The following is a 17,496-nucleotide window of genomic DNA, read 5'->3' on the forward strand; positions in this document are numbered from 1 at the left end:
GACAGAAATGCAGATGGAAAACGCGCGACAGATCCTCGAAGAGATGAACGACCGCTCGCGGGAAGTGTTTCGCCGGGTTGTGGAAGGATATCTCGCGACGGGTGATCCGGTGGGCTCGCGCACCCTGACACGCGACATGAGCGAGAAGGTTTCTGCCGCCACGATCCGGAACGTGATGCAGGATCTGGAGTATCTCGGTCTGCTGGACAGTCCGCATGTCTCCGCGGGACGGGTGCCGACACAGCAAGGGCTGAGGATGTTCGTCGACGGCCTGCTGGAGGTCAGCGACCTCGAGTTGAACGACCGGGAAAAGATCGACGCGACGCTGGGATCCAATTCCGATGATGTCAGCCTTGCGCTCGACCGAATCGGCTCTGCGCTGTCCGGAGTGACGCAAGGCGCTTCGCTGGTGCTGGCCCCGAAACACGAAGCGCCGATCAAGCATATCGAATTCGTTGCGCTGGGCCACGATAGGGCATTGGTGGTGCTGGTCTTCGGAGATGGGCATGTCGAAAACCGTATCTTCCATCCGCCTCCGGGCCAGACGCCAAGCTCGATGCGCGAGGCGGCGAATTTTCTGAATGCGCTGATCGAGGGCAAGACCCTGTCCGATGTGCAGACCGTGATTGCCAGGGAAATCGACAAACGCCGCCAGGAGATTGACGGGCTTGCGCATCAATTGGTCGAAAGTGGGCTGGCCGTATGGGAAGGCGAGGCCGACAGCTACGAACGGCTGATCGTTCGGGGCCGTTCGAATCTGATCAACTCGGAGGTAGAGCAGGAGGACCTTGACCGGATAAAGACGCTGTTCGATGACCTTGAGCGTAAGCGGGACATCGCGGAATTCCTGGAATTGACCGATCAGGGAGAAGGTGTGCGCATTTTTATCGGGTCAGAGAACAAACTTTTCTCACTTTCGGGTTCCTCTTTGGTGGTCTCTCCATATATGAACGCTGATCGTAAGATCGTGGGCGCGGTCGGTGTGATTGGCCCCACCCGCCTGAACTATGGACGCATTGTTCCAATCGTGGATTACACCGCGCAGCTTGTCGGAAAGCTGATCGCGGACCGAAAGTAAAGGATGAGCATGGCACAGTCGAAGGAAGAGCCGTTTCTGGACGACGTCGAGCAGGCTGAAGAAGAAGAGCAGGCGGCGTTGACGGAAGAAGACGCTCCGGAAAGCCTGGAGGACGAGGTCGAATCCTTGCGGGCAGAGCGGGATGCGTTCCAGGACAAGTTCATGCGCGCCCTCGCCGACGCCGAGAACGCGCGCAAGCGTGCCCAGAGAGAGCGTACCGAGGCCGAGAATTATGGCGGGTCCAAGCTTGCCCGGGATATCCTGCCGGTGTTCGACAACCTCAAACGCGCGGTCGAGACCGTGACCGAGGAGCAACGAAAGGAAGCTGCGGCCCTGATCGAGGGTATCGAGCTGACCATGCGAGAGCTGGTCAACGTTTTCTCCAAGCACGGCATCCACGTGATCGATCCGCAGGTCGGCGACAAGTTCGATCCCAAGCAGCATGAAGCGATGTTCGAAGCGCCTGTGCCCGGCACCAAGGCGGGGGAGATCATTCAGGTTTCAGCTCAGGGTTTCATGCTCTACGACCGCATCCTGCGTCCGGCGCAAGTGGGTGTATCCTCCTTCACTGGCTGAGCTTCAGGGTTTCTGCGACAGCTCCTTCAGCTCGTAGATCAGATCCAGCGCCTCTTTCGGTGTCAGATGATCGGGCAGGATCTCACCCAGCCGCTTGTCGACGGCCGAATCCTGCGGTTTCGGCTGGGGTGCCGGTTGCGGTGTCATGGCAAATAGCGGCAGATCGTCGATGAAGGCCGTGCGCTTGCTTCCGCCTTCGCGTTCGCCCTTTTCAAGAGCGTCGAGCACCACGCGGGCGCGCTCGACCACCGCGGCCGGGAGCCCGGCCAGCTTGGCCACCTGCACGCCATAGCTTCGATCGGCCGCGCCGCGCCGCACCTCGTGCATGAAGATCACGTCGCCATCATGCTCCTTGACCGTGACGGTCGCATTGTCGACTCGCTCCAGCTTGTCGCTAAGACGCGTGAGTTCGTGATAATGAGTGGCGAAAAGTGCGCGGCAACGGTTGGTTTCATGAAGATGTTCCAATGTTGCCCAAGCGATGCTCAGCCCGTCATAAGTGGCCGTGCCACGCCCGATTTCGTCCAGGATCACCAGTGCCTTGTCATCGGCCTGATTCAGGATCGCGGCGGTTTCGACCATTTCGACCATGAAGGTCGAGCGGCCACGGGCTAGGTCATCAGAGGCACCCACGCGGCTGAACACTTGGCTGACAAGCCCGATATGTGCACGCGTGGCCGGGACATAACTGCCCATCTGGGCAAGAACCGCGACAAGCGCGTTCTGGCGCAAAAAGGTCGACTTGCCCGCCATGTTCGGCCCGGTCAGCAGCCAGATATCGCTGATGTCTCCCAGCGCACAGTCATTCGCGATAAAGGGCGCACCGCCCTGAGACCGAAGGGCCGCCTCGACCACCGGGTGGCGGCCTGCCTCGATGTCGAGTGCGCGGCTTTCGTCGATCCGGGGTCGGCACCAATTTTCCGATCGGGCGAGATCGGCAAGACCAGCTGCGAGGTCAAACTCCGCAAGAGACCGCGCGGCCAGTGATACCTCTCCGGATTTTGCCAGAATAGCGCCTTTGAGGCTATCGTAGAGCCGCTTTTCAATCTCGAGCGCGCGACCGCCGGCATTGAGTATACGCGTTTCCATCTCGCTTAGTGGCACGGTAGTGAACCGCACCTGGTTGGCGGTGGTCTGGCGATGCTTGAAAGTTTCGTTGAGCGGTTCAGACAGCATCCTGTCGGCATGGGTTGCGGTGACTTCGACGAAATAGCCCAGCACGTTGTTGTGCTTGACCTTCAGGCTCTGGATGCCCGTCATCTTTGCATAGTCTGCCTGCATTCCGGCGATGACGCCGCGCCCTTCGTCCCGCAGTTTGCGCGCCTCGTCCAGCTCGGCATCGTAGCCATCGGCGATGAACCCTCCGTCGCGGGCGAGCAAAGGCGGCTCGGCGATCAGGGCTTCATCGAGTAGGTCGAGCAGCTCATTGTGGCCGGTCAGCGCAGCAGAGACCTCCCGAAGCGGTTTTGGCAGGTCTTGCCCCTCAAGCATCCGCGCAACCTCTGCGCTTTGCGCGAGGCCGTTACGAATGGCAGCAAGATCGCGGGGCCCGCCCCGGTCTAGCCCGAGGCGCGACAAGGCGCGGTCCAGGTCGGGAACTTTGCGTAGCGTTTCGCGCAGATCCTGGGCAAACCTCGGGTTCCCAACCATGAAGTCCACGCAATCAAGCCGATCCTGAACCACGGACAGTACGCGGCTGGGGCTGGAAATGCGCCGCTCGAGCAAGCGGCCGCCGCCGGCTGTGACGGTGCGGTCGATACACGACAGCAGAGACCCCGCCCGCCCACCGGTCAGTGACTGGGTCAGTTCCAGGTTCCGGCGCGTGGCGGCATCGATCTGCATGACGCGCGCCTCATTCTCGCGCAAGGGCTTTTGCAGGAGCGGCAGCTTTCCCTTCTGGGTGATTTCCAGGTACTCGACAATCGCGCCCATTGCGGCAATCTCGGCGCGCTCGAATTGCCCGAACGCCTCGAGCGTGTTGACGTCGAACAAGGTGCAGAGCCGCTTTTCTGCGCCCGCGCTGTCGAATGCGGAGCGGCCAAGCGGGGTGATCGAAATGCCATGTTCCTCGGCGATGTCGCGGAGGACAGCCTCGTCCCCATCGGCCACGATCAGTTCACTGGGTGCCAGACGGGCCAGCTCGGGCGACAGGCGCGGGCCGGTCAGCGGCATGACGTGAAACGCGCCGGTCGAGATATCGACCCAGGCCAGCGCAGAGCTTTCGCGTATCTTGGCAAAGGCTGTCAGGAAGTTGTGGCGGCGTGCCTCAAGCAGGCTTTCCTCGGTCAGGGTTCCGGGCGTCACCAGGCGCACCACGTCGCGTTTGACCACGGATTTCGAGCCGCGTTTCTTGGCCTCGGCGGGGTCTTCCATCTGTTCGCAAACGGCGACGCGAAAGCCCTTGCGGATGAGTGTCAGCAGGTAGCCTTCAGAGGAATGTACGGGCACGCCGCACATCGCGATATCCTCGCCCAGATGTTTGCCGCGCTTGGTCAGCGCGATATCCAGTGCCTCGGCGGCGGCAACGGCGTCGTCGAAAAACAGCTCGTAGAAGTCACCCATCCGGTAGAACAGAAGTGCGTTCTGGTACTGGGCTTTCAGTTCCAGGTATTGCGCCATCATCGGCGTCACGGCTGTTGTCGTGGATGCCAAACTGCCCCCCATAGGCTTTGGCGGGCAGCTTACAAATCACGGGCGGGGGGTAAAAGGCAAAAGCGAAGCAAGGCTTGAAAACCACACCAAAGCGCGGAACTAGTGCGTAGCGAGGGAGGGACAGGATGATCTTCAACCTGGGTTCGATCAATATTGACTATGTGTACGACGTACCGCACCTGCCACAGCCAGGCGAGACGCTGGCGGCGACCTCGATGGCAACCGGGCTGGGGGGAAAGGGCGCCAATATGTCGGTGGCCATCGCCAGGGCCGGAGGAAGGGTGCGCCATATCGGCGCCGTCGGGCCCGACGGTGCTTGGGCGAAAAAACGGCTGGCGGAATACGGGATAGACATCGAATACATAGCAGATGCCGAGATCCCGACAGGACATGCGATCATCAATGTCGACCGCCAAGGGGAAAATGTCATCGTGATTTTCCCGGGCGCCAACCACAGGCAATCGGACCGGGCAATTGCCGCTTCGCTGGACGATGCGCGCGAGGGTGACCTTCTGGTGTTTCAGAACGAAACCAACGGTAAGGAATTTGCCGTGGCGCAGGCTCGAAAAAGAGGATTGCGAGTGATGTATGTACCGGCGCCCTACGACGAAAACACGGTCGAGGGGTTCCTTGCACAGACGCATATCCTGGTGCTGAACGAGATGGAGTTCGGCCAGATGATGCAGGCCAGCGGGCGGGACATGACAACGCTTGGGGTGGAAGCCATCGTCGTGACACGCGGTGCGGCAGGGGCCGTGCTACTGGAAGAAAGTGCGGGCTGGTCGGAACGAAACTTCCCGGCACCGAAGGTCGACGCGGTCGATACGACAGGCGCCGGCGATACGTTCGCGGGCTATTTTGCCGCCGGATTGGACGCCGGGCTGCCGGCCGAACAGGCAGTTGAGCGCGCCGTCTGCGCCTCGGCGTTGAAAGTCACACGCCGCGGGACGACAGAGGCGATCCCGTCGCTGGCGGAGGTTCATGCCTTCTGGGGTCAGGACCCGATAAACGGTGCGTCGTCGCCCCAAATCTGACGGATGCGTGCGTCGCGGCCACACGCCTCGCGATATGCCTTGTAGGCCTTGGCCTGGGTTTTCGGACCGAAGCGCGTGATGATCAGGCGGTCCCCCTTGTAGTAATCCTGGTGATACTCCTCCGCTTCATAGAAATCCGAGGCGGGCAGGATCGGCGTGACGATATCTTGGCTTAGGGCGGCAGCGGCCTTGGCCTTGGCTGTCTTTGCCGCCTCTTCCTCGGCCGCACCATCGACAAAGATCGCGGTGCGATAACTGTCGCCCCGGTCGCAGAACTGGCCGCCGGCGTCGGTCGGGTCGACCGAGCGGAAGAAGAGCGACAACAGCTCTTCACGGCTGACTTGTGAAGGATCGTATTCGATCTGCACCGCCTCGTAATGACCTGTCCCGCCGCGCACGACCTGCTTGTATGTGGGGTTTTCCACGGTGCCGCCAGTGTATCCCGAGATGACCTCGCTGACGCCCTGGACGGATTCGAAATCCGCCTCGACGCACCAGAAGCAGCCGCCGGCCACGGTCAGCGTCTCCGTCTCTGCGGCTTTAGCGGCGTTTGTCTGAATGCCAAAGCCGATGGCGATGGATATGGCGAGCACGGTCGCCTTGATGTTCCGCAGATGCTTCATGGCACAGCCTCCCTGTTCTGACGACCAAACTGCCGCGGTTGTGCAACCGTTCCAATTCACCTCGGCGTGAGGTCACGCGCCGGTGATGCGAATTTACCCCTTGGCACCGAAATTGCCTGTTCCTAGCGTGTGCTGAAACAAATCGCGCGGCGGTTTGTAACAAAGCGAAAGGGCGACGGGCATGGCAGAGCATCAGACGACACACCAGGCGGAAGAGGATGCGCGGAACGAAGAGGTCCTGATCTGGCTGAACGGGCGGATCGTGCCGAGGGCAGAAGCGCTTGTCAGTGTCTATGACAGCGGCTTCATGCTGGGCGACGGGGTGTGGGAAGGTCTGCGGCTGTATGACGGGACGTGGGCCTTTGTCGATGAGCATCTTGATCGCTTGTTCGAGGCGGCGAAGGCGATCGACCTGGATATCGGCCTGTCGCGCGAGGAGGTGTTGCAGGCCCTTCTGGACACGCAGAACGCCAACCAGATGACGAGTGACACGCACGCACGCCTGATGGTGACGCGGGGCATCAAGACGCGACCTTTCCAACACCCAAGCCTGTCGCGGCAGGGGCCGACGATCACGATCATCATGGAGCATTCACGACCCAAGATCGCGCGGCCGATACGATTGGCCACGGTGCCGCATATCCGGGGCCTGCCGATGACGCAGGACCCGAAGCTGAATTCCCATTCCAAGCTCAACTGCATCCTGGCCTGCATCGCCGCGGAAAAAGCGGGAGCGGACGAAGCCCTGATGCTGGATGTGCATGGTTTCGTGAACACGACTAATGCGTGCAATTTCTTTATCGTTCGTAAAGGGGCCGTTTGGACCTCGACCGGCGACTATTGCATGAACGGGATCACGCGGCAGAAAGTCATCGATCTATGCCGGGAAAACGACATGCCGGTTTTCGAGCGGAATTACTCGTTGGTGGATACCTATGGTGCCGACGAGGCGTTTCTGACCGGCACGTTCGGCGCGCAGACGCCGGTGAGCGAGATCGACGGCCGGCCCATTGGCGATGGCGAAGCCGGGCCGGTGACGCGGCGGATCCAGGGGCTTTACAAGGACCTGATCGCGAAGGAATGCGCCTGATGCGGATCGCGATGTGGTCGGGGCCGCGCAACCTGTCGACGGCGATGATGTATGCCTTCGCGGCGCGCGGGGATTGCGCCGTGATCGACGAGCCGTTCTATGCGGCCTACCTGACGAAGACGGGTCTGGAGCACCCGATGCGGGACGAGATCATTGCCTCGCAACCGAGTGAACCGGCGGAGGTGATCGCCGGGCTAATGGGGCCTATCCCACGGGGAAAGCAGCATTTTTACCATAAGCACATGGCGCAGCACATGATAGACGGCGTGCCGCGCGACTGGATCCGGGACGTGGTGAACGTGTTCCTGATCCGCCATCCGGCGCGGGTGGTGGCGAGCTTCTCGGCCAAGTATGAAAAGCCCACGCTGGACGATATCGGGTTTCGTCAGCAGGCGGAGTTGTTCGACCAGGTCAAGGCGCTGGGCGGCGATCCGGTGGTGATCGACAGCGCCGATATTCGGCGCGATCCCGAAGGCCACTTGCGGGCCTTGTGCGAACGGATCGGGCTGGACTGGACGCCGGACATGTTGCACTGGCCCAAGGGCGGGCACGCGGATGATGGGGTTTGGGCCAGCCACTGGTACGGGGCCGTGCACGGCTCGACCGGGTTCGCGCCGGCCGAGGGTGATGTGCCGGAATTGACCGGGTGGAAGGCTGATTTATCGGCGGCCGCGATGCCCTATTACGAGGCGTTGCGCGGGGAAGCGGTTAAGGCACCGTTGCAGGGTTAACGGGCGAATCAGGGTCGATAATGGCACGTCGGTATCGCGTCGGTATTTCAGTGGTATTCCGACGGCGCCATTTTCGCAGGACTCCGTGGTGAACGGGCCGAACGTTCGTCGGCCCGTTTGGGCCGCCTTGCTTAACCTTTCAGGCGGCGGTTGCGGGCAGCCAGAAGTTTCAGACGCAGCGCATTCAGCTGGATGAAGCCGGCGGCGTCTTTCTGGTCGTAAGCGCCGGCGTCTTCCTCGAAGGTCACGTGGGCCTCGGAATAGAGCGAGTGATCTGACCAGCGGCCGACGCAGTTGACGGACCCCTTGTAGAGCTTCAGCCGGACGGTGCCGGTGACGTGTTCCTGGCTCTTGTCGATGGCGGCTTGCAGCATCTCGCGCTCTGGCGAGAACCAGAAGCCGTTGTAGATGAGTTCGGCGTAGCGGGGCATCAGGCTGTCCTTGAGGTGCCCCGCGCCGCTGTCGAGGGTGATCTGTTCGATGCCGCGATGCGCCTCGAGCAGGACGGTGCCGCCGGGGGTCTCGTAGATGCCGCGGGATTTCATGCCGACGAAGCGGTTTTCGACGAAGTCGAGTCGACCGATGCCGTGTTTGCCGCCCAGATCGTTGAGCCGGGTCAGGATCGTCGCGGGGGACATGGCCTCGCCGTTGATCGACACGGCGTCGCCCTTTTCGAACCCGATCTCGACGAGTTCGGGGACGTTCGGCGCATCTTCGGGATTGGTCGTACGCTGGTAGACGTAATCGGGTGCGGTCTCGGCGGGATCTTCCAGCACCTTGCCCTCGGAAGAGGTGTGCAGGAGGTTGGCGTCGACGCTGAACGGGGCCTCACCGCGCTTGTCCTTGGCGATGGGGATCTGGTTCTTCTCGGCGAATTCCAGAAGGCGGGTGCGCGATGTCAGATCCCATTCCCGCCAGGGGGCGATGACCTTGATATCGGGGTTGAGCGCGTAGGCGGCCAGCTCGAACCGGACTTGGTCATTGCCCTTGCCGGTGGCGCCGTGGGCGACGGCATCGGCGCCGGTCTCGGCCGCGATCTCGACAAGGCGCTTGGAAATCAGCGGGCGCGCGATGGAGGTGCCGAGCAGATACTGGCCTTCGTAGAGGGCGTTGGCGCGGAACATCGGGAAGACGAAATCGCGGACGAATTCCTCGCGGATATCCTCGATGTAGATATTCGAGGGGTCGATACCCAGAAGCTCGGCCTTCTTGCGGGCCGGATCGAGCTCCTCGCCCTGGCCGAGATCGGCGGTGAAGGTCAGGACCTCGCAGCCATATTCCGTTTGCAGCCACTTGAGGATGATCGACGTATCGAGGCCGCCGGAATAGGCCAGCACGACTTTCTTGGGCGCGGACATCTTGGTACCCCTTTGCATGATGTTGCAGGGGCGATTACCGGGTTTTCACAGGCGGGGCAAGGCGGCGGAGGCTTGCCACGCGGGCCGCGATGGGCGAAGGACGAGGCATGAGCGATTTCAGAACCAGGGCCCGGGCCGCCGAGGCCGAAATGCGGCACGTCTTCGAGCCGACGCCGTTGCAGCGCAATGCGCACCTGTCGGACAAGTACGGCGCCGAGGTGTACCTGAAGCGCGAGGATCTGAGCCCGGTGCGCAGCTACAAGCTGCGCGGGGCGTTCAATGCCATGCGCAAGGTGATGGCGGCGGGCGAGGATGCGCCGGTGTTCGTTTGTGCCAGTGCCGGGAACCATGCGCAGGGCGTGGCCTTCATGTGCCGGCATTTCGGGGTGAAGGGCGTGATCTTCATGCCGGTGACGACGCCACAGCAGAAGATTGGGCAGACGCGCAAGTTTGGCGGTGACGCGGTGACGATCCGCATGGTTGGAGACTATTTCGACGATACGCTGGCGCAGGCGCAGGGGTATTGCACCGAGGTCGGCGGGCATTTCCTGTCGCCGTTCGACGATGAGGACGTGATCGAGGGGCAGGCCTCGGTCGCGGTGGAGATCGAGGCGCAATTGGGCGCGGTGCCTGACCGGATCGTTTTGCCGGTAGGTGGCGGAGGATTGTCGTCGGGCGTGCGCAGTTACTTCGGGCCGGAGGCGAACATGGTGTTCGTGGAGCCGGTGGGCGGTGCTTGTCTTGCGGCCGCGGTGGAAGCCGGGGAGCCTGTGCGGCTGAAATCCGTGAACACCTTTGCCGACGGGGCGGCGGTGGCGCAGATCGGGGCGCGGACGTTTGAACGGTTGCGCGATGTGGATCCGGCCAACGTGATTGCCGTCGCCGAGGATCGGGTCTGCACGACCATGCTGGAGATGTTGAACATCGAAGGCATGGTTCTGGAACCGGCAGGCGCGTTGGCGGTGGATGCGTTGAAGGACCTGGATGTGATCCCAGGCGAGACGATCGTGTGCGTGACCTCGGGTGGGAATTTCGATTTCGAACGCCTTCCGGAGGTAAAGGAACGGGCGCAGCGGTTCGCCGGGCTGAAGAAATACTTCGTGCTGCGGATGCCGCAGCGGCCCGGAGCGCTGAAGGATTTCCTGACGATCCTGGGGCCGGAGGACGATATCGCGCGGTTTGAGTACCTGAAGAAATCGGCGCGCAACTTCGGCTCGGTCCTGATCGGGATCGAGACGAGCGATGCCGCCAATTTCGAGCGGATCGAGGCAGAGATGACCGCCGGCGGGTTCGAGCACCGCGACATCACCAATGACCAGATCCTTGCGGAATTCCTAATCTGAGGTGAGGCGGGGCAGTTCGCCCAGGAACTCGGTCTTGGACGAGGTGTAGGTCTCGACGATATGGGCAAGGTCGATATCTGTGGCGTCGCCGCGCGCGGCCGTGAGCTCGCCATCCTTGCAGAGCCTGGAAAAATCGTCGAAGCCGAGGTTGAGGGCGCTGCCCTTGAGGAAATGCAGCTTGGCCTCGAGCGTTTCGGGCGCGGGATTGGCGCGAAGCTCGGCGATCTCTTCCTCGACCTCCTCAAGGAAGATCTCGACCACCTCGTCGAAATCCTCGGCCCCGATTTCGTCGCGCAGCTGTGTGACGCGGTTCCAATCGATCATGGCATCCTCCTTTGTCCCGGACGCTAGGCGTGGCGGGATTAAGGGTGGGTGAAGGATGGGGGCGAATTAGACGGCATTTTAGGCTTCACAAGGCATTAAGAGGCGCGTGGTTGCATATGGGCGAAAACACATAGGCAAGACCGTGTCGGCCCAGCCCAGCAAGGCGATAGATCCGCCGCCCGATCAGATGAGCATACGCCGTGTGCTGGTTGTCGATGACAGCCGGTTGCAGCGGCGCATCATCAACGCGGCCCTGTCGCGGCTGGGGCTGGACGTGGTCGAGGCGGGGTCGGGGACCGAGGCCCTGACGATTTGCGAGGCGGCGCCGCCGGACCTTGTGATCAGTGACTGGATGATGCCGGGGATGAACGGGCTGGAGTTGTGCCGCGCGTTCCGGGCGCTGCCGCGTGAGGATTACGGGTATTTCATCCTGGTGACCTCGAAAAGCGAGAAGGAGGAGGTGGCGCTGGGCCTAGATGCCGGCGCGGACGATTTCCTGACCAAGCCGATCAATCCCGGCGAACTGCGGGCGCGGATCGCGGCGGGGGACCGGATCGTGCGGATGCAGCGGGAGCTGAGCGAGACGAACCGGCTGGTGCGCGAAACACTGGCGGAATTGCAGGGGCTTTACGATTCGCTGGACAGTGACCTGATCGAGGCGAAGAAGCTGCAACAGTCCCTGATTTCCGAACGCTACCGCGAGTTTGGCCCGGCGCAGGTGTCGTTGCTGTTGCGCTCTGCGGCGCATGTGGGCGGCGACCTTGTAGGGGTCTTTCCGGTCAGCGAGACGCGGATCGGTCTGTATGCGATCGACGTGTCGGGGCATGGCGTGAGTTCGGCGCTGATGACCGCACGGCTGGCGGGGTATCTGTCGGCCACTTCGCCAGAGCAGAACGTGGCGCTGGCGCATGGTCCGGACGGGTTCCTGCCTCGGCCGCCCGACGAGGTGCTGGCGGACCTGAACCAGATGTTTCTGAGTGAAATAGAGACTGAGTTGTATTTTACGATGTTGCTGGCCGATGCGGATCTGGCGACCGGGCGCGTGACCATGGCACAGGCGGGGCATCCTAGCCCGGCCATCCAGCGCGCTGATGGGCGCGTCGAGATCGAAGGCCCCGGGGGATTGCCCGTAGGCCTGATCGATGGCGCAACCTATGAACGGTTCGACGTGCAGCTTTATCCCGGTGATCGGTTGTTCCTGCATTCCGACGGGGTGGACGAATGCGCGGATGGTACGGGCACGCTGTTGGGCGAGGACGGTGTGCGGCGCATTCTACAGGAGCTGCGGCAGACCGAAGGCATGGCGTTTCTGGAGTCGGTGATCTGGAAGCTGGCGGAGTATGCCGGGCGGGACGATTTCGACGATGACGTGTCGGTGGCGTTGCTGGAGTTCAAGCCAGTCGGTAAAGCGCCCTGACGAAATGCCTGTCGCCCGGATTGCCGACGTGACGCGCGGCGGTTTCGGGATCGGCGAAAAAGGCGGTATGGCCCGGCTCGGACGGTGCGGAGAGCGGCCGGACGGGGCGGGCGTGGTAGATGATGCAAATCTTGTCGGCCCAGAGATCGTATTCCGGCATGTAGACGAAGCGGCGGAACGACCCCAGCCGCCGGGGTGCGGCAATGCGCCAGCCGGTTTCCTCGAACACTTCGCGGTGCAGGGCCTGCAGGGGCGATTCGCCGGGGTCGATGCCGCCGCCGGGCAATTGCATCTCGGGCTTGGGCTCTTCCTGCCAGGTCAGCAGGAGTTTTCCGTTGCGCGGCAGGATGGCATAGGCGCCGGGGCGCGGGGTGTAGCGGATATCTGGCCGTGGCGGCTTGCCGAAGCGTCGCATGGCGCGGCCCCCCTTGGAGTATGCCTTGTTGCGCATATATAGTCGCGATATGCCAAGATCGGGCGCTCAAGAAAACCCCCCAAAGGATATGCGATGACACTCGGCCAGAAGATCGCCTGGGACGATACCGTCCTGCCATTTCAATTGGACCAGTCCGACATCCGCGGTCGCGTGGTGCGGCTGGACGGTGTGCTGGATGGTGTGTTGAAGCAGCATGACTATCCCGCGCCGGTCGAGGCGCTTATCGCGGAAATGGCGCTGATGACGGCGCTGATCGGGCAGACGATCAAGCTGCGCTGGAAGCTGTCGTTGCAGGTGCAGTCGCAAGGCCCGGTGCGGATGATCGCCACGGATTACTTTGCGCCGGAAAAGGAAGGCGAGGCCGCATGGATCCGCGCCTATGCCAGTTTCGACCCCGAACAGATTACCGATGCGGCCCCGTTCGAGCAACTGGGCGAAGGGTATTTCGCGGTGATCCTGGACCAGGGCCAGGATACCGCGCCGTACCAGGGGATCACGCCGATTGCGGGCGACCGGCTGAGCGATTGTGCCGAGGCGTATTTCGCGCAGTCGGAGCAACTGCCGACGCGGTTCGCGTTGAGCTATGGACGGTCGACCGAAGGCGACGGGCGCGAGCATTGGCGCGCCGGTGGCGTGTTGTTGCAACTGATGCCCAAGGCGTCGCCCTTTGCCACGGGGGGCGGCAGCGGCGAGGACGGGTTGTTGCAGGCTTCGGATATCCTGGACGAGGACAGCGAAGAGAACTGGAACCGGGTGAACACGTTGCTGGACACTGTGGAGGATCTTGAGCTGATCGGGCCTTCGGTGTCGTCCTCGGACCTGCTTGTGCGGCTGTTCCACGAGGAGGTGCCGCGGGTGTTCGACGTTCAGGCGGTGCGGTTTGGATGTACCTGTTCGGAAGAAAAGGTACGCAGCAGCCTGTCGATCTATTCAGCCAAAGACATCGCGACGATGACGACCGAAGAAGGCATCGTGACCGCCGACTGCCAGTTCTGCGGGGCGCATTACGCGCTGGACCCCAAGACGCTGGGGTTCGAGGCTGAAACGAAGGACGGCGATGACGAGTGACCTGATCGCGACGCTGCGCGTGGCCTTGCAGGGCGACATGGCGCCGTCGTCGGATTATGACCTGAACCCGGATGTGGTGCTGCCGGAGGGGCGCAAGCTGCGGCCCGCCGGGGTGCTTGTGCCGATCGAGGTGACCGAAGGAGGGGCAAGGCTGTGGCTGACCAAGCGGTCCTCGGCGTTGCAGCATCATCCGGGGCAGGTGGCCTTTCCCGGTGGCAAGCAGGAGGACGGCGACGCCGATATCGTGGCCGCCGCCCTGCGCGAGGCGCACGAGGAGATCGGGCTGGCACCGGACATGGTGGAGGTGCTGGGCACGTTGCCGCCGCACGAGACGGTGACGAGTTTCTACGTGACGCCGGTGATCGGGGTGATCTCGGGGCCGTTTTCGCCGGTGCCAGAGGCTGGCGAAGTGGAGGAGGTGTTCTCGGTTCCGCTGGAGCATGTGTTGGAGTTGGGCCGGTTCAGGGTCGAATCCCGGCGCTGGCGCGGGACCCGGCGGCACTATTTCGCCGCGCCCTATGGGCCTTATTACATCTGGGGCGCGACCGCGCGGATGTTGCGCGCGATGGCGGAGGCTGTACGTTTGCAGCATGACGCTGACGGGTGACTGGATTGACGCGGACGAGACGCAGGATGTGTGCCGGATGTTGGAGGCAGCCGGGCATCGGGCGTTGATGGTCGGCGGTTGCGTGCGCAATGCGCTGTTGGGCGTGACGGTGAACGACATCGACGTCAGTACCGACGCGCGGCCCGAGGCCGTGATCGCACTGGCCGAAGCGGCGGGAATGAAGCCGGTGCCGACCGGCATCGAGCATGGCACGGTGACGGTGGTATGCCGGGGCGTGCCGTTCGAGGTAACCACGTTTCGCAAGGATGTGGAGACGGACGGGCGGCGCGCCGTAGTCGCCTTTGCCGATGACGTGGAAAGCGATGCGCGGCGGCGGGATTTCACGGTTAACGCGCTGTATGCAACTCGAAAGGGCGAAGTGATCGACCCGCTGAGCGGGCTGCCCGATATCGAGGCGCGGCGCATCCGGTTCATCGACGACGCCGAAACGCGGATTCGGGAAGATTACCTGCGCATCCTGCGGTTCTTTCGGTTTCACGCGGTCTATGGCGACCCGAACGGCGGTTTGGATCCGGACGGGCTGGCCGCCTGTGCGGCACTTGCGGACGGCATCGACGGGCTATCGAAAGAGCGGATCGGGGCGGAAATGGTCAAGTTGCTGGCGGCTGGCGATCCCGCGCCTTCGATTGCGGCGATGCGGCAGGCGGGTGTCTTGGCCCATGTTTTGCCAGAGGCCGATGGCCGGGCGCTGGCGCCTCTGGTGCATTTTGAAGGGGTGTATGGTCTGGGTTCTGACAGCGTGCGGCGACTGGCGGCGCTCGGCGGAGAAGGCCCAGCAGACGCGCTGCGTCTGAGCCGGAAGGACGCGCGGCGGCTGGAGCTTCTTCGCGACGAGGCCATTGGCACGCTAACGCCCGAGACGCTGGGGTACAGGCACGGGATGCAGGCCGCACGGGATATCGTGGTTTTGCGTGCCGCCCTTCTGGAGATGCCGCTGGCCGAGGGCGTCTTTGCCGACATTGCGCTGGGCGCAGAGGCAGTTTTTCCGGTCGGCGCGGAGGATCTTATGCCGCGGTATGAAGGCGCGGCGCTGGGCGAGGCACTGAAAAAGCTGGAGGCGGCCTGGATCGCGTCGCGCTTCACGCTCGACCGGCAGGCGCTGCTGGCGCTGGCGACATGAAAGGGTCATTTGACTTTGCGCGGGTTTGGCGGCATCTTGCCCGCACCACATGGAGGTTGAGACATGTTTATCGGGGATTTTGAACGCTCATAAGCGCCGGATCGCAGAAGTGATCCCGTGCGCGGCGTCGCGCCCCTTTGTCATGTCTTTCCCTTCGCGGAGTTCCCTCCATGTTCAAGATTTTCGAAAACCTCGTTGACCCGTACGTGTCGTATGAAGAGACGGACAGGCCGCCGACGCGGCTGTGGCCGTTCATGCGGCTTTACATGGCGCCGTTTCGCCGGGTGTTCTGGATGGCCGGGATCATGTCGGTCGTCGTGGCCGCGATCGAGATCTGGCTGATCTATTACATGGGGCGGATCGTCGATATCCTGGCGGGCGACCCGATGGAGGTGTGGGAGCAGTATGGCACCGAGATCATCGCGGTGGCGGTGTTCATCCTGTTGATCCGGCCCGCGATTCAGGCGTTCGACGTGCTGTTGCTGAACAACACGATCCTGCCGAATTTCGGCACGCTGATCCGCTGGCGGGCGCACAAGCATGTACTGCGGCAATCGGTGGGCTGGTTCGAGAACGATTTCGCAGGGCGGATCGCCAACCGGATCATGCAGACGCCGCCCGCGGCGGGCGAGGCGGTTTTCCAGGCGTTCGACGCCATCGCGTTTTCGATCGCCTATATCATCGGCGCGGGGATATTGTTGAGCGATTCCGACCCGCGGCTGATGCTGCCCCTGATCGGGTGGCTGGCATTGTACGGATTGCTGGTGCACTGGACGGTGAAACGGGTGCAGCCGGCGTCAAAGGCGGCGTCGGATGCGCGGAGCCAGGTTACGGGGCGCGTGGTGGATGCATACACCAACATTCATTCGGTGAAGCTGTTCGCGCACAACACGCGCGAAGTGGAATACGCCAAGGACGCCATCGAACACGCGCGGCAGACCTTTCAGAACGAAATGCGGATCTACACGGTGATGGACGTGGTTCTGACGCTGTTGAACGGTCTTTTGATCGTGGCGGTCGTCGGCTGGGCGTTCTGGTTGTGGATGCAGGGGCAGGCGAGTGTCGGCGTGGTGGCCGCGGCGACTGCGCTGACCCTGCGGCTGAACGCGATGACCGGGTGGATCATGTGGGCACTGACCTCGTTTTTCCGGCAGCTGGGGGTGGTGGCCGAAGGGATGGAGACGATTGCCCAGCCAATCTCGCTGGTGGACGCCAAGGATGCCAGGCCGCTGGACATGCGGGACGGCCGAATCGAGCTGCGGGAGCTGTCACACCATTTCGGGCGCGCGAGTGGCGGGCTCGACCGGGTTTCGCTGAGCATTCAGCCGGGCGAGAAGATCGGGCTCGTGGGTCGGTCGGGGGCCGGGAAATCGACCCTCGTCAAGCTGCTTTTGCGGTTTTACGATGCCGAGAAGGGCCAGATCCTGATCGACGGGCAGGACATCCGCGAGGTGACGCAGGACAGTCTGCGCGACCGGATCGGGATGGTGCAGCAGGACAGTTCACTGCTGCATCGCTCGGTGCGGGACAATATCCTGTATGGTAAGCCCGAGGCGAGCGAGGCGCAGATGCTGGAGGCGGCGAAGAAGGCCGAGGCGCATGAGTTCATCCTCGACCTGCAGGATCCGCAGGGGCGCAGGGGCTATGACGCCCATGTGGGCGAGCGCGGGGTGAAGCTGTCGGGCGGGCAACGGCAGCGGATCACGCTCGCGCGGGTGATCCTGAAGGACGCGCCGATCCTGCTGTTGGACGAGGCGACCAGTGCGCTGGACAGCGAGGTGGAGGCGGCAATACAGGAGACGCTCTATGGCATGATGGAGGGCAAGACCGTGATCGCGATTGCCCACCGCCTGTCGACGATCGCGCAGATGGATCGCATTATCGTGCTGGATCAGGGTCGAATTGTCGAAGAAGGCGGCCATGCCGAACTGCTGGCGCAAGGCGGGCTTTACGCCCGGTTCTGGAGCCGCCAGTCGGGCGGGTTCATCAATGCGGACGAGGACGAGGCGGCGGAGTAG

General features: G+C 62.8%; 16 protein-coding genes. 11 read left to right on the top strand and 5 right to left on the bottom strand.

The window, feature by feature from the left end:
• Positions 1-13: 13 nt before the first annotated feature.
• Both hrcA and RBB31_RS00265 read left to right on the top strand, forming a co-directional pair.
• Positions 14-1,078, top strand: coding sequence for a heat-inducible transcriptional repressor HrcA (hrcA, locus tag RBB31_RS00260; protein WP_306127257.1), 1,065 nt, complete (start codon positions 14-16; stop codon positions 1,076-1,078).
• Positions 1,079-1,087: 9 nt separating this feature from the next.
• A complete protein-coding gene (locus RBB31_RS00265) occupies positions 1,088-1,654 on the top strand; it encodes a nucleotide exchange factor GrpE (RefSeq protein WP_306127676.1) in 567 nt (188 codons plus the stop codon).
• Positions 1,655-1,657: 3 nt separating this feature from the next.
• Here RBB31_RS00265 and mutS read toward each other — a convergent pair whose 3' ends face one another.
• Positions 1,658-4,276 carry a DNA mismatch repair protein MutS gene (gene mutS, locus RBB31_RS00270; protein WP_306127677.1) on the bottom strand — a complete coding sequence of 873 codons (2,619 nt, stop codon included), beginning with the start codon at positions 4,274-4,276 and terminating at the stop codon, positions 1,658-1,660.
• 155 nt (positions 4,277-4,431) lie between these two features.
• Between mutS and RBB31_RS00275 the strand changes: the two genes are divergently transcribed.
• On the top strand, positions 4,432-5,340 hold the full coding sequence (locus RBB31_RS00275; RefSeq protein ID WP_306127258.1) for a ribokinase: 909 nt from the start codon (positions 4,432-4,434) through the stop codon (positions 5,338-5,340).
• Here RBB31_RS00275 and msrA read toward each other — a convergent pair.
• Complete coding sequence (gene msrA, locus RBB31_RS00280; protein WP_306127259.1) at positions 5,301-5,963, bottom strand: peptide-methionine (S)-S-oxide reductase MsrA; 663 nt, start codon at positions 5,961-5,963, stop codon at positions 5,301-5,303. The two genes, RBB31_RS00275 and msrA, sit on opposite strands and share 40 nt — an antisense overlap.
• A gap of 181 nt (positions 5,964-6,144) precedes the next feature.
• Between msrA and RBB31_RS00285 the strand changes: the two genes are divergently transcribed.
• Together RBB31_RS00285 and RBB31_RS00290 are read left to right on the top strand one after the other, a co-directional pair.
• Positions 6,145-7,053 carry a D-amino acid aminotransferase gene (locus tag RBB31_RS00285; protein ID WP_306127260.1) on the top strand — a complete coding sequence of 303 codons (909 nt, stop codon included), beginning with the start codon at positions 6,145-6,147 and terminating at the stop codon, positions 7,051-7,053.
• Positions 7,053-7,784: an HAD family hydrolase gene (locus tag RBB31_RS00290; RefSeq protein WP_306127261.1), complete on the top strand. Its 732-nt coding sequence runs from the start codon at positions 7,053-7,055 to the stop codon at positions 7,782-7,784. The genes RBB31_RS00285 and RBB31_RS00290 overlap by 1 nt, the downstream gene beginning before the upstream one ends.
• 131 nt (positions 7,785-7,915) lie before the next feature.
• Here RBB31_RS00290 and RBB31_RS00295 read toward each other — a convergent pair whose 3' ends face one another.
• Positions 7,916-9,142 (bottom strand): argininosuccinate synthase, encoded by a 1,227-nt coding sequence (locus RBB31_RS00295; protein WP_306127262.1) that lies wholly within the window; start codon positions 9,140-9,142, stop codon positions 7,916-7,918.
• Positions 9,143-9,249: 107 nt separating this feature from the next.
• Here RBB31_RS00295 and ilvA point away from each other — a divergent pair, with 107 nt between their 5' ends.
• Positions 9,250-10,485, top strand: coding sequence for a threonine ammonia-lyase IlvA (ilvA, locus tag RBB31_RS00300; protein ID WP_306127263.1), 1,236 nt, complete (start codon positions 9,250-9,252; stop codon positions 10,483-10,485).
• Here ilvA and RBB31_RS00305 read toward each other — a convergent pair.
• The gene (locus tag RBB31_RS00305) at positions 10,477-10,809 is read right to left on the bottom strand and encodes an Hpt domain-containing protein (protein WP_306127264.1); all 333 of its coding nucleotides are present in this window, start codon (positions 10,807-10,809) and stop codon (positions 10,477-10,479) included. The two genes, ilvA and RBB31_RS00305, sit on opposite strands and share 9 nt — an antisense overlap.
• Positions 10,810-10,996: 187 nt before the next feature.
• Here RBB31_RS00305 and RBB31_RS00310 point away from each other — a divergent pair, with 187 nt between their 5' ends.
• The gene (locus tag RBB31_RS00310) at positions 10,997-12,226 is read left to right on the top strand and encodes a PP2C family protein-serine/threonine phosphatase (protein WP_306127265.1); all 1,230 of its coding nucleotides are present in this window, start codon (positions 10,997-10,999) and stop codon (positions 12,224-12,226) included.
• Here RBB31_RS00310 and RBB31_RS00315 read toward each other — a convergent pair.
• Positions 12,201-12,677 (bottom strand): NUDIX hydrolase, encoded by a 477-nt coding sequence (locus RBB31_RS00315; RefSeq protein ID WP_306127266.1) that lies wholly within the window; start codon positions 12,675-12,677, stop codon positions 12,201-12,203. The genes RBB31_RS00310 and RBB31_RS00315 overlap by 26 nt on opposite strands.
• Before the next feature lie 57 nt (positions 12,678-12,734).
• Between RBB31_RS00315 and RBB31_RS00320 the strand changes: the two genes are divergently transcribed.
• From RBB31_RS00320 to RBB31_RS00335, 4 genes are all read left to right on the top strand, one after another.
• On the top strand, positions 12,735-13,730 hold the full coding sequence (locus RBB31_RS00320) for an Hsp33 family molecular chaperone HslO (RefSeq protein WP_306127267.1): 996 nt from the start codon (positions 12,735-12,737) through the stop codon (positions 13,728-13,730).
• Positions 13,720-14,337, top strand: coding sequence for a CoA pyrophosphatase (locus tag RBB31_RS00325; protein ID WP_306127268.1), 618 nt, complete (start codon positions 13,720-13,722; stop codon positions 14,335-14,337). Before RBB31_RS00320 ends, RBB31_RS00325 begins: the two co-directional genes overlap by 11 nt.
• A complete protein-coding gene (locus tag RBB31_RS00330) occupies positions 14,321-15,478 on the top strand; it encodes a CCA tRNA nucleotidyltransferase (protein WP_306127269.1) in 1,158 nt (385 codons plus the stop codon). Before RBB31_RS00325 ends, RBB31_RS00330 begins: the two co-directional genes overlap by 17 nt.
• A gap of 170 nt (positions 15,479-15,648) precedes the next feature.
• Positions 15,649-17,496, top strand: coding sequence for an ABC transporter ATP-binding protein (locus RBB31_RS00335; protein WP_306127270.1), 1,848 nt, complete (start codon positions 15,649-15,651; stop codon positions 17,494-17,496).

This window comes from Roseovarius sp. MMSF_3350, from assembly GCF_030733425.1.
GTDB lineage: Bacteria > Pseudomonadota > Alphaproteobacteria > Rhodobacterales > Rhodobacteraceae > Roseovarius.

Bases quoted from the DNA above. Each gene is read 5' to 3' on its own strand.
- hrcA (WP_306127257.1), top strand. From the start codon at position 14: ATGGAAAACGCGCGACAGATCCTCGAAGAGATGAACGACCGCTCGCGG.
- RBB31_RS00265 (WP_306127676.1), top strand. From the start codon at position 1,088: ATGGCACAGTCGAAGGAAGAGCCGTTTCTGGACGACGTCGAGCAGGCT.
- mutS (WP_306127677.1), bottom strand. From the start codon at position 4,276: ATGATGGCGCAATACCTGGAACTGAAAGCCCAGTACCAGAACGCACTT.
- RBB31_RS00275 (WP_306127258.1), top strand. From the start codon at position 4,432: ATGATCTTCAACCTGGGTTCGATCAATATTGACTATGTGTACGACGTA.
- msrA (WP_306127259.1), bottom strand. From the start codon at position 5,963: ATGAAGCATCTGCGGAACATCAAGGCGACCGTGCTCGCCATATCCATC.
- RBB31_RS00285 (WP_306127260.1), top strand. From the start codon at position 6,145: ATGGCAGAGCATCAGACGACACACCAGGCGGAAGAGGATGCGCGGAAC.
- RBB31_RS00290 (WP_306127261.1), top strand. From the start codon at position 7,053: ATGCGGATCGCGATGTGGTCGGGGCCGCGCAACCTGTCGACGGCGATG.
- RBB31_RS00295 (WP_306127262.1), bottom strand. From the start codon at position 9,142: ATGTCCGCGCCCAAGAAAGTCGTGCTGGCCTATTCCGGCGGCCTCGAT.
- ilvA (WP_306127263.1), top strand. From the start codon at position 9,250: ATGAGCGATTTCAGAACCAGGGCCCGGGCCGCCGAGGCCGAAATGCGG.
- RBB31_RS00305 (WP_306127264.1), bottom strand. From the start codon at position 10,809: ATGATCGATTGGAACCGCGTCACACAGCTGCGCGACGAAATCGGGGCC.
- RBB31_RS00310 (WP_306127265.1), top strand. From the start codon at position 10,997: ATGAGCATACGCCGTGTGCTGGTTGTCGATGACAGCCGGTTGCAGCGG.
- RBB31_RS00315 (WP_306127266.1), bottom strand. From the start codon at position 12,677: ATGCGCAACAAGGCATACTCCAAGGGGGGCCGCGCCATGCGACGCTTC.
- RBB31_RS00320 (WP_306127267.1), top strand. From the start codon at position 12,735: ATGACACTCGGCCAGAAGATCGCCTGGGACGATACCGTCCTGCCATTT.
- RBB31_RS00325 (WP_306127268.1), top strand. From the start codon at position 13,720: ATGACGAGTGACCTGATCGCGACGCTGCGCGTGGCCTTGCAGGGCGAC.
- RBB31_RS00330 (WP_306127269.1), top strand. From the start codon at position 14,321: ATGACGCTGACGGGTGACTGGATTGACGCGGACGAGACGCAGGATGTG.
- RBB31_RS00335 (WP_306127270.1), top strand. From the start codon at position 15,649: ATGTTCAAGATTTTCGAAAACCTCGTTGACCCGTACGTGTCGTATGAA.